Source organism: Nocardia sp. NPDC002869, from assembly GCF_046764065.1.
Taxonomy (GTDB): Bacteria; Actinomycetota; Actinomycetes; order Mycobacteriales; family Mycobacteriaceae; genus Nocardia; species Nocardia rhamnosiphila.
In genome coordinates, this window is the sequence record NZ_JBKOOL010000016.1 from 48,339 (window position 1) to 59,193 (window position 10,855).

The following is a 10,855-nucleotide window of genomic DNA, read 5'->3' on the forward strand; positions in this document are numbered from 1 at the left end:
GCCGCGTGATGCGTCCCAAGACATTTGTCATCTCGGTGGCCGCTATCTCGGCCGGCTTTCTCGTATTGACGGCGCCGGAGGTTGTCGGGTTCACGGTCATGTTGCTGGGTGCTATCGCGTTCTGGCGGATGCGTCCTCGGTCGGGGGTGCGGCGGTGAACGGGCATTTCAGCGGGCATGAGCCGCAGGGGTCCGGGATCACTCACTACGACCGGGTGCGGGGTCATCACGCTTTTCAGAGCATGGCCGGTCCGGAGTTCACCGGGACGGGTGCGGTGTTCGCGCCGATCCGGGCGCTGCCGGTGGGTGCCCAGTTGGTCGTGTGGGCCGCTCTGATTTTGGTCGGGATGTGCGGTTGCACCGCGGCGTGGATTGATCAGCAGTCCTATGTGCCGTCGCCGAATGTCTGCCGGGCGGCGGATGCGGGGGTGCCGGCCGAGCCTGCTGGTTCGTGCGTGCCGCGTGAGCAGGTGGCGGGGGTGGGTCGGTGATGCCGTATCCGGAGATCGATTTGAGCTATGCGTTGAGGTCTGCTGCCAGTTCGTTGTCCAGCGCGGATGTGTTGGTCGAGGACTTGCGTCAGGTCGAGCGCTACCTGCGTCCGCATATCGCCTCGGGTGCGTTCGTGTCGGACCCACTGTTCTGGGGCGTCGAAGGAGTTGCGGACCCGGATCAACTGGCTGGCGATGTCGTGGACAAGGTCGCGGACGCCCGGCGGCGGTTAAGCGAGCTGGATTCGATCCTGCTCCAGATCCGCGGTGCTCTTCAGCGTCTGGCCGTGGTCGATAACCCGGGCCCCGATTCGGGTGAGGGGGTGTCGGCATGACCGCAGCGCGGGGTAGCGACGAGTGGGAGCGGGCGGTGACGGAGGCTCAGGCCGAACAGCACCGGTTGGACGTGGTGCATGGGGTGCTGTTCGACATGTGGCTCGCGGCCAGTAAATCCCGCATCCGGACGGACTTCCGCCGCTGTGAGGTTGAGCATGCCAAGTCCGTCCCCTACGAGGAGTTGGGCGATGTGGTGTGGGCCGAGAGGACAGCCGCGTCCGACCACGTGAACGAGCTCCTCGGTGGGTCCGAGTTCGTCGAGCGGGTTCGCCAGGCCCGCGCGCGGGCGAGGGCGGAGATCGAGCGGTTGCGATGAGCAAGTACCTCGATCCCGAAGGCCGCCGTCACGATGGCGTGCCGACCTACCCGTGGGGATTGGCTCCGCCGCATCTGCGGACGTTCCGTCAGTTGCGAGCGGAGGGCAAGAGCCCTGGCGGGGAGTGGGAAGCACAGATTCTGCGCGGGCGGCGGGGCCGGGATCCGCTCAAGGCGTACCTGTATGACCCCGCGCAGGCCAAGCCGAAACGTGAGCCCTCACCGGCGCAGTTGGAGGCGTTGCAGATTGCGCGCTGGGTCCGGTCGTCGAACGCGGCAGAGCGCCGCGGGATCGATACCGGCGAGATGCGCGAAGTCATCGAACAAGCCCGCCAGGCCCTGGCCGCTCGCCGCGAGCAGCGGTGCCGGCAGGAGCGCGGGGGAAGGGAGCGAACGCGATGAACCACAACGAAAAGGCTCTCTCGGAACGGGCAAAGATCGCGACCGAGATGCGGGCGGCTGGCAAGTCCTACCGCGATATCGCCCGGCGGCTGGGGATTCCGGCCCGGAAAGTCGAGGCCGTCCTCGGAGAGATCGCGGCCCTGAAGGCGTCCGGCCACAGCCAGAGCGAAATCGGCCGGGTTGTCGGGTTGCCCCGCACCACGGTCCGGGACCTGTTGCGGTCGAGGACTTCTCCGCAGCTGACCGCACGGAAGAGCTCCGCGTTGTCGGGGCTGTCGGACATGAGTGGCATGCAGCTCGATGTGCTCGCCCAGTTCCTTGGGATGAGCATGAACCACACGTATGTGCTGGTGGCAGAGTTGGCGCAGGCGAAGTTGGTGCATCCGCTCAAGCAGGTGCAGCCGGGCGCGAAGTGGGTGTACCCGACCCGGGACACCGCCGCCCAGTATCTGGGGTGGAAGCCGCGGGAGTGGACGCCGCCGCTGATGTATGCCAACCACTACCGCGCGGTGGCCCAGGCCCGGATCATGCTGGTCGGTCCCGATCCGGATCGGTGGGTGTCGGAGCGGGTGCTGCGGCGCCGTGCCGAGCAGCAGGTCGCCGGCCGCGGCCCGGTTCATCTGTCGTCAGGGTTGGCTCCGCAGGCCGGGCGCCCGCATGTGCATGATGCCCGGTTCGCGCGTCGCCGCCGGCGCGGTGAATTCGAGTGGTGGGCGCTGGAAGTCGAGCTGACCCGCAAGACCGTCACCGCGATGGACACCGCGCTGCAGGGCGCGATCCGCGCAATCCGCGACTCGGTAGAGGAGCCCGAACCGTGTGTCGGGCTGCTGTATCTGTGCCGGTCGGCCTCGGTCATGGACGGCGTGCACGCCGCCGCTCAGCGGCTTCCCGCGGAGTTCTCCGCACTCGATTTCGAACTGTCGGTCCTGGACTTCGACGACCGCTGGGGCGAGTTCCTCGCCAATCAGAAAGCCACACGAGTCCGCAAAGGGCTGCACGTCACCAAGGAAGCATCATGAGTAACCCGAACTGCCAGCCGGTACTGACCCCCGGCGATTGCCACCCCTACGGAGCCCCGAACACCGACGCCCCGACGCCGCCGGAAACACCCGCACCGGTGGGTGACCCGATCCCGGAAACCAGCCCGGTGACCCCGCCGATCGAGCACCTGGACAAGCTGGATTTGCCGGATCTGTCGGTGATCACTGATGCCGCCGGGCGGTCCGCGGTGGTCGCGGCGGTGGTGATCGCGGTACTGATCATGACGGTCGCCGTCGCGGCGCAGCGGCCGTTGGAGCCGCACAGGTTGCGGAACTTCGCGACCGCGTCACTGTTGCTGCCGTTGTCGTCGGTGGCCGCGGGTGGCTCGTGGGCCACGCCGTGGGTCCTGTTGTGGTCCGGCGCCGAACAGTTGGCCGCCGCCGATTTCGCGGGTGTCGCGCCGATGCTGCTGGTCGCGCTGCCGGCCGGGATGCTGGCCGCCACTTACTACTGGGCGGAGTTCCTGCACAAGAACGCGTCGGTGGGTCAGAAGAGCCTGGCGCGGACCGAGCGGGTCGCGGCGGCGATGCAGAAACGCCGCGACCGTGCCGCGGCCCGGACCGCCGCGCACGGCGCCCCCTACACCGCGGGGAACAACGTGGTGTTGGGTGTGCTGTCCGAGCACGTCAGCGCGGCGCCGTTGGGGGTGTGGCGGTCGCTGGCGGCGCGGCATATGCAGTGGCTGACCGTGCCGATGACCGAGGTCGGCCGCCATATGGCGTGGGTGGGCACCACCGGCTCCGGGAAGACCACCGGGCTGGAGCGGCATTTCGTCGCGATCCAGGAAGCGTCGTGGACGGCGTGGCATCGGTGGGCGGATGTGCCCGGGATGAAGGGCAAGCACCCGCGACCGCTGATGGTTGTGATCGCGTGCAAGGGCGGTGAGGACGACCGCAAGTTCGGGGAGAAGATCCGCCGGATCTCACTGAAACGCGGCATCTCACCCGAGCGGATCGCGATGGTCCTGCCGGGCGGGGACCGCCTGAACATCTGGGACATGCCCGCCCGAGATCTGCGGGGAGTGCTGTCGGACCTGATGGGTTCCGGGCAGGCCAGCACGAGCGAGGGCCAGCACTTCGACGAAATGCGTAAACGCATCGTCTCCCTGGTCGTCGACGCCCCGACCGGCCCGCCGCGGAGCTCTGACGAGTTCCTGGCCCGGCTCAACGAGACCAGCCTCATCGATGCGTGGGGCGGGGCTCCGGATGTGGTGCGACAGGTCAAAGCCCTGCAGGAGGAGAAGGTCCCGCAGCTCGACGACGCCCTGATCAAGATGTCGAACCTGTTCGGGCAGCTCAAAGACCACGACGGCAACGGCGTGTTCGACGGCGGCCGGGACCTCAACGACCTGGATGTGCTGTTCGTGACGGTGCCCGGCATGGACAAGGACGCCGCCCGCGCCCAGGTCGCCGCCATCCTGCGGATGGTGATGCAGCGCGCCGGCCGCACCAAAGCCGAAGACCGCCGCGCGGTCTACCTCCTGCTCGACGAGGCCAGCGCCGTAGCGACCGAGCAGGGCTCGATCGGTTTGGTCGAAATCGCCGAACGCGGCCGGTCGCAGGGGGTGTCGATCACGTTCTCGGCGCAGTCCAAAGAGGGGCTGGCCGCCGATCCGTGGACGCTGTCGCGGTTGCTGTCCTCGTGTGCTGGTGGGCTGCTGCTCGGCTACTCGGAGAACGCCGGGGACCTGTGCAAACACCTCGGTTCGATCCGCCGCATGCTGCCTAGCCGTCATCTGATCAAGGGCCAGAAACACGGCGACGAGGGCCAAACCTCCTACGGCGAGAAGTGGCTGGTCGACCCGGACCGGATCCGGCAGATGGCCACCGGCGACGTCGTCTACGGCAAGGCCGGCCACGCCTACTACGGCCGCGTCGTGCCCGTCGACATCGATGCCCTGCGGCCCCTTCCCGGAACCACCGCCCACACCGAGCCCGCCCCCGTGACCGGTGCGGCGCCCGCGACCGCCTGAACCTGAAAGGACCTGTCTGTCATGCGTATCAGCCGCAACTTCGACCACGACGACGACCGCGAACCCGAGCCCGAAAAGGGCGGGGACCTCGATCAGCTCATGGACATCCTGTCCGAAGAGCTCGACGAGTTCCTGGCCGCCTCAGCAGCCGCTGCCGACACCCCCACCAGCAGCGACAACCCCGCTGAACGGCCCCCGGCGCCGGTGAAACCGACTCTGCGGCTGGTGAAAACCACCAAGCCCGAACCCGCCGTGCCAGTCGAGGACGACAACCTCGCACCGATCCACCGGCCCGCACCCGATGTCCGGGCCGAGGTAGGTGGGCGGGTGCCGCGGTGGGTCCGGGTCACGTTGCCCGGCTCCGCCGTTGTGGTCACCCTCACCGCCACCATCGCCGCCGGTCAGCCGGGTGTCGTCGCGGTGCCGGTGGCCGCCTACGGGGCGGGGTGGACGGCCTACCTGTGGTGGAACGCCGCCTACCGGCCCCCGGTCCGTGAGGTAGCTGCCGCCATCGTCGCGGCCCTCGCTCGCACTGCCGGTGCTACCGCCACCGGTGCCCGCTCCGTCGTGGCCCGTGCCGATTCCGCGCGGACCCGTCACGAGAACACCCGAACCAACCCGGCCTGATCGGGACCACCCCACGGAAGGGACACCCAACCCATGCCCTACCAGCACATCGACCGCAGTCCGATCCTGCCCGTCCCAGCGGACCTCTACACCGAGTTGGGCGAACTGGAAGACCAGATAGGCGAGCTACAACGCCAGCTGCGGGCCATCGGCAACCGCTACGGACACCTCGCCAACGACCCCGACGCCCTCGACGTCGACACCCTCGGCAACCCGACCACCCCCGACCAGGAGGTGATCGCCGTGCTCGACGCCCTGAACGACACCGACCACGAACTCAACGACACCGGCATCTACCTGGACCGCGCCCGCCGCCACGCATCTCGACTGAAGCTCACCGAGGCCGCGTGCGAGGAGCGCGAGCAGCGGATCGCCGCCCGAGACGCCCGGCCCACACGGTCGCGCTGACCCCGATCTTCTCGGTGCCGTCGCTGGGACGGCACCCCAGCCAGTGAAGGAGAAACACCTATGTCCGATCGCCCTGTCGAAGACGAAATCATGGACGAGGCCCGCCGATTCGGGCACTCGATGGCCCAGATGATGCGCATGCACGCCCAAGCCAACGGCTGGTGGGAGCAGCGCAAGGTCCGCCGCCAGATCAGCCTGGAGATGCGGCGCCAGCGCCGCGCCGAGCAGGCCGAACGTGCCCATCAGAAGGTCTGGACGGCGCAGATGATCCACCGCTACCAGGTCGCCGCCCAAGCCCGCTACGAGCGGGCCACTGACCCGCGGACCGACCGCGAACAGGTGCGCCGCGATGACGCCGCCGCTGCCCGCCACATCGACGACATACGACGCCGGATCGTCGGCAATGCGCGGTTGACCGAGGTCGAGCGCGGGATCGCACTGGATTGCCTGGAAACCGCGCGGATGTGGCCGTACATGCCGGCCAAGACCCCGGAGATGCTGGCCCGCGCCCCGAAGGTCCGCGGTGTGAACGCGTTGCGGTACCGGGCCCGGCTGGCGCGCGAAACCGAATGGGTGCACCGCCGCGACCTGGAACGCGACTACAGGCTCGACGCGCCGCAGCAGACCGGTGACCGGACCAGAGGGCACGTCGACATGCCCCAGCCGGTGCTGGTCGACAAGGGTCGCCTGGTCGAGTCCGAACCTCAGCAGCAGCAGGAGCAGTCACGACCCTTCGCTGCCGTGGTGAGCGCGGCGGAGCTGGAGGAGGTCAAGCAGCGGATCCGGGACCTGGCCGCCGAGCAGGAAGACCGGGACCGCAAGATCGCGGTGTTGCAGCGCAGCGTGGACGCGGTCACCGCCGACCGGGATTCGTTGCGGACCGCGCTCGATGACGCCGAGGCCCGTATCCAGCGGTTGCAGAACCTCAACCGCGGACTGTCCGACGACCGCAACAGGTACCGCAGCGAACGCGACCAGGCCGTGCAGAAACTCGCCCAGCGCACCCCGGAACAGGACCGGTTCGGCAGCCCCGAGCGGCGGGCAGCCCAGCACGAGGCCGGCCACCGCGACAGCTCGGCCGGCGAGTTCGGCACCGGGGACATCGCGGCGGATCTGGCGAAACTGCGGGAACAGCAGCGCGACCGCGCGGGCGAAAACACCCAGGCCATGCCCCGCGAACAGCTACCCACCCCGCCTGAAACCAACGGCCACCGCCCGGGCCGCAACGGTATCGAACGGAGCCGGTGATGCTGCCCGAATACCGGATCCTGGTCACCGGGTCGCGGTCGTGGACCGACAGCACCACCATCCGTGACGCCCTGGCCGCCTACAAGGGCATGCGGGCGGTACTGGTCCACGGGGATTCCCGCGGCGCCGACCGGATCGCGGCCAGTATCTGGCAGTCCTGGGGCGGGAAAGTCGAAACCCACCGCGCCGACTGGGACCAGCACGGCAAGAAAGCTGGGCCATTGCGTAACCAGCAGATGGTGCAGTTGGGCGCCGATATTTGTCTGGCGTTCAACCAGGCCGAATCCGCTGGCACCGCCCACACGATGCGCCTGGCCCGGGAGTCCGGGATCCAGGTGTGCGAATACACCGCTCCCGGGATCGAACACCCCTACACCCCACCGACCCAACCGCAGCGTCAGCAGCGGCCGGCCGGGGCGTCGTATCAGGCGATTATCGAGGCGCTGGAACGCCGGGTCGGACTCGGGAAGGGGTACCGGTCCCCGGAGGCGTGGACGAGGTTCCTGTGCCCGGTGCACGAGGGCGATGGCGGGCATCACAACCCTTCCCTTGGGGTCCGCTACGACCCGGGCCAGCACAAGACCATCGTTCGTTGCTTCGCCGCCAACGGTTGTGATGACCGCGAGGTGATGGAGCGCATCGGCCTGCAGGTCCGGGACCTGTGGGACAACCTGCCCGAACGCGACCCCCACCAGCAGCACCGCCCCATCCCGGCCGCGGCGCAGCGTCCGGTGCGACCGGTCGAACTGCCCGCGGTCGAGAAGGCGATCCGGGCCGCCCGATTCGAGATCCTCACCCCGAAACCGGATCTCGGTGCGGCGACGGGCCCGAAGGAGAACGTCGACGCCTACCTCTACAAGCTCCCGGATGGCCGGACCGAGGGTGCAGTGTTGCGGCGGGAAACACCGCACGAACACGGTAGGGCCAAGGAGTTCACCCAGCGTCGCTGGACCGGCCGGGAATGGGTCAACACGGGATTCGAGCCGATCCCGTACCGGCTCCCGGAGCTGCTGGACGGGATCAAACGCGGACGCGAGATCTATGTCTGCGAGGGCGAGAAGGACGTGGCCCGCGCCGAACGGGCCGGTCTGGTCGCGACCTGCAACGCGATGGGCGCCGGATCGTGGAAACCCGAGCACGCCCGCTGGCTCGAAGGTGCGGCGCGGGTGTTCGTGGTCGCGGACCGGGACCGGCCCGGATACCGGCACGCCGCCAAGGTCGCCGACAGTCTGTCGGGGCTGGTGGGGGAGGTGCGGGTGGTCCAGGCCCGCGACGGCAAAGACCTCTCCGATCACTTCGACGCCGGCCACGGCATCGACGACCTGGAGCCGGTCCCGTACTTGGACCGGCCACTCAACCAGCGGGAACAGCCTCCGCCCACACCGGGACAGGTGACCGCCCGAGAACGCGCTGCCATGCGTCCGGACGGGTGGGAGCGCATCAAACGACCCACTCGCACCCGCTGACCACCCAGATATCAACCACAACCAGGAAGGACCACTACGTCATGACCAGCAGCCTGAGCACCCGATTCCGTAACGCTGCCCGCCCGACCAGCGCATTCGGGAAGAACACGACACCAGGTACCACCGTCACCGGCCGGATCACAGCCGCCGAGGAACAGCCAAAACTCAAATTCGGCGGCGCCGCCGGTGAACTGGAGCGCGACCAGGACGGAAAGCCTGTCACCCAACTGGTGATCACCCTCGACACCGAGTCCGGGGCGAAGAACCTCTATGTGTCCTGGCGCATGGAACAGGCCATCGGGATTGCCCTGGCCGAAGCCGGCGACGCCGAGTTCGAGATCGGCGCGACGTTGTCGGTGACCTTCACCGGCCCGGACCCAGCGTTCCCGAAAGCGCGGCTGTTCACCGCCACCTACACACCCGCCGGGGCGTGGGTGAAGTAGCCGGATGCGTCGCGGGGGCGCACGCCCCGACCCGGTGTGCGCCCCCGCTGCGAATCTTGTTCCCCCGCCTTGCGCTCTACAACCGCCCCTTCCGCCGAGTTCCCCTCGGTGACAACCAAATTCCCCACACCCCGGTCGAGAGGACCCCGCCATGAAACCCCACGACGCCAGTCCAGCAAACCCGGACCAGACACCCACCGACCCGCCCTTCGACACCGACCTCGGCGCCGCGACGACGCGAGACCGTGACAGTCGGGACGCGGCCGTCACACCGGCCGGTGCGTCCGTCGCATCCCGTCACACCGACCGTCACAGCCGTGACACCGGTGGTGCAGGCCGTGGTGGTCGGGCGGTCGCGTGGGCCGGTTTCGGGCTCGGTTCGGCGGTGTCGGTCGCGATGAACTGGTTGCACACTTGGCTGCCGCCGGAGAACGCGCCGGAGAACTGGACACCCGGTGTCGCACCCCAAATCATGTCCGCAGTCTGGCCTTTGTTCCTGCTGCTGTCGGTCGAGGTCCTCTCCCGCGTGCAATGGCGGCCCGGCATCACCTGGATGCTGGCACGCTTCGGCGGTGTCGGCGCCGTCGCCGCCGGGTCCGCGGTCATCTCCTTCGGCCACGTCCACGATGTGCTCGACAGCTGGGGATACGGCGCCGCAGGCTCGGTGGTCGGGCCTCTGGTCATGGACGGGCTCATGGTCGCCTGCGGGTTCGCCCTGCTCTCGGAAACCAGCGAACCCACCCCCACTAACACCCAGCCGGCCACCAGCACCGCCCCCGAGGTTGCCACCGCCGCCTCCGCCGGGAACGAAACCCGCCGCGACAGCGCACGAGACACCCGCACCAGCCACGCAACACCGTGCGACACCACCGACACAACCCCGGCCGATGCTGCAACAGCGTGTGACAGCGAACCGGAAGCCGACCGCGACGAACGTATCCGGCAGATGGGCGCCGCCGGGAAATCCACCCGCGAGATCGGCCGCGAGATCGGTGTCAGCCACTCCACCGTCGCACGCGTACTTGCCCGCGAGACACCCAGCAACACCCCGACCGGCCTCACCCTGATCACCGCCTCAGCAAACGGACAGGGAACCACCGCATGAGTACCACGAGCGGCGAATGGACCGAACCCAGCCGGATGAGGTTCTATCTCGGCGCCCACCACCCGGGCTGGCTCGCCAAGGCCGGGGTGCCACTGTTTGTATCCGATCGCACCCTGCGCAGCTACAAGACACTGCCCCGAGCGATCGCGCCGTGGGCGCTGGACTCCGGCGGCTTCACCGAACTGTCCACCCACGGCACCTGGAGCGCCGGCCCGTCACCGCGTGAATACGTGGCCCGGGTCCGCCGCTACGCCACCGAGGTAGGCCACTTGCAGTGGGCCGCCCCACAGGACTGGATGTGTGAGCCATTCATCACCGCTAAGACCGGCCTGTCAGTGGCTGCGCATCAACGTCGCACCGTCGACAACTACCGCGAACTACGAGACCTCGCCCCCGACCAAGTCTTTGCCCCGGTCTTGCAGGGTTGGGAGCTCTCCGACTACCTGCGATGCGCCGATCTCTACGCCGCGGCCGGTGTCGACCTGGCCGGAGCTCCGGTAGTCGGAGTGGGCTCCGTCTGCCGGCGCCAGGGCACACGGGCCGCCGCCAACATCGTCAGCGCTCTCACCGAGCGCATACCCGGGGTCCGGCTGCACGGCTTCGGTATCAAAACCACCGGACTCCGTGACTACGGGCAGTTGCTGGCCAGCGCCGATTCCATGGCCTGGTCGTATCACGCTCGACGCCGCCCGCCCCTGCCCGGCCACACCAGCCACAAGAACTGCGCGAACTGCCTGCCCTACGCCCTCGGCTGGCGCACCCAGGCCCTGATCAGGATTTCCGCGCCCACACCCCAACTACCGCTGTTCGCGGCGGACATGGCCCGCACTCGTGGCCAGTTGCGTCGAACCCGCACCTAATCTCAGGCGCCGTGAGGTCGCCAGGAAGCTCGCCACCGCACCCGGTGGCGGGCTTCCTGCATTCCAATGCCCCTCAATCCGGCGGTACCTGGGCGGGAGTTTGGCGGGACAAAGGCGGGACTTGGGCGGGACTTGCCAAGTC

14 protein-coding genes are annotated in these 10,855 nt (G+C 68.6%); all 14 read left to right on the plus strand.

Going from position 1 to position 10,855, the window contains the following annotated elements; translation table 11 throughout:
* Positions 1 to 5: 5 nt before the first annotated feature.
* Complete coding sequence (locus ACLML9_RS05030; protein WP_411944373.1) at positions 6 to 158, plus strand: hypothetical protein; 153 nt, start codon at positions 6 to 8, stop codon at positions 156 to 158.
* Positions 155 to 490, plus strand: coding sequence for a hypothetical protein (locus ACLML9_RS05035; RefSeq protein WP_411944374.1), 336 nt, complete (start codon positions 155 to 157; stop codon positions 488 to 490). Before ACLML9_RS05030 ends, ACLML9_RS05035 begins: the two co-directional genes overlap by 4 nt.
* Positions 490 to 825, plus strand: coding sequence for a hypothetical protein (locus tag ACLML9_RS05040; RefSeq protein WP_411944375.1), 336 nt, complete (start codon positions 490 to 492; stop codon positions 823 to 825). Before ACLML9_RS05035 ends, ACLML9_RS05040 begins: the two co-directional genes overlap by 1 nt.
* Entirely contained in the window at positions 822 to 1,142 is a 321-nt protein-coding gene (locus ACLML9_RS05045) for a hypothetical protein (RefSeq protein WP_411944376.1), read from the plus strand. Before ACLML9_RS05040 ends, ACLML9_RS05045 begins: the two co-directional genes overlap by 4 nt.
* Positions 1,139 to 1,543: a hypothetical protein gene (locus ACLML9_RS05050; protein ID WP_411944377.1), complete on the plus strand. Its 405-nt coding sequence runs from the start codon at positions 1,139 to 1,141 to the stop codon at positions 1,541 to 1,543. The genes ACLML9_RS05045 and ACLML9_RS05050 overlap by 4 nt, the downstream gene beginning before the upstream one ends.
* On the plus strand, positions 1,540 to 2,562 hold the full coding sequence (locus ACLML9_RS05055; protein ID WP_411944378.1) for a helix-turn-helix domain-containing protein: 1,023 nt from the start codon (positions 1,540 to 1,542) through the stop codon (positions 2,560 to 2,562). Before ACLML9_RS05050 ends, ACLML9_RS05055 begins: the two co-directional genes overlap by 4 nt.
* Positions 2,559 to 4,556 carry a hypothetical protein gene (locus ACLML9_RS05060; protein WP_411944379.1) on the plus strand — a complete coding sequence of 666 codons (1,998 nt, stop codon included), beginning with the start codon at positions 2,559 to 2,561 and terminating at the stop codon, positions 4,554 to 4,556. The genes ACLML9_RS05055 and ACLML9_RS05060 overlap by 4 nt, the downstream gene beginning before the upstream one ends.
* Before the next feature lie 21 nt (positions 4,557 to 4,577).
* Complete coding sequence (locus tag ACLML9_RS05065; RefSeq protein WP_411944380.1) at positions 4,578 to 5,183, plus strand: hypothetical protein; 606 nt, start codon at positions 4,578 to 4,580, stop codon at positions 5,181 to 5,183.
* Between the two features lie 33 nt (positions 5,184 to 5,216).
* Positions 5,217 to 5,591: a hypothetical protein gene (locus ACLML9_RS05070; RefSeq protein ID WP_411944381.1), complete on the plus strand. Its 375-nt coding sequence runs from the start codon at positions 5,217 to 5,219 to the stop codon at positions 5,589 to 5,591.
* A gap of 60 nt (positions 5,592 to 5,651) precedes the next feature.
* Positions 5,652 to 6,839 (plus strand): hypothetical protein, encoded by a 1,188-nt coding sequence (locus ACLML9_RS05075; RefSeq protein ID WP_411944382.1) that lies wholly within the window; start codon positions 5,652 to 5,654, stop codon positions 6,837 to 6,839.
* Positions 6,839 to 8,305, plus strand: a complete 1,467-nt coding sequence (locus ACLML9_RS05080; RefSeq protein ID WP_411944383.1) for an SLOG family protein — start codon at positions 6,839 to 6,841, stop codon at positions 8,303 to 8,305. The genes ACLML9_RS05075 and ACLML9_RS05080 overlap by 1 nt, the downstream gene beginning before the upstream one ends.
* A 41-nt stretch (positions 8,306 to 8,346) precedes the next feature.
* Positions 8,347 to 8,748, plus strand: a complete 402-nt coding sequence (locus ACLML9_RS05085; protein WP_411944384.1) for a hypothetical protein — start codon at positions 8,347 to 8,349, stop codon at positions 8,746 to 8,748.
* A 397-nt stretch (positions 8,749 to 9,145) separates the two neighbouring features.
* The gene (locus ACLML9_RS05090) at positions 9,146 to 9,853 is read left to right on the plus strand and encodes a helix-turn-helix domain-containing protein (RefSeq protein ID WP_411944385.1); all 708 of its coding nucleotides are present in this window, start codon (positions 9,146 to 9,148) and stop codon (positions 9,851 to 9,853) included.
* On the plus strand, positions 9,850 to 10,713 hold the full coding sequence (locus tag ACLML9_RS05095; RefSeq protein ID WP_411944386.1) for a hypothetical protein: 864 nt from the start codon (positions 9,850 to 9,852) through the stop codon (positions 10,711 to 10,713). The genes ACLML9_RS05090 and ACLML9_RS05095 overlap by 4 nt, the downstream gene beginning before the upstream one ends.
* The last annotated feature ends 142 nt before the right edge of the window (positions 10,714 to 10,855 follow it).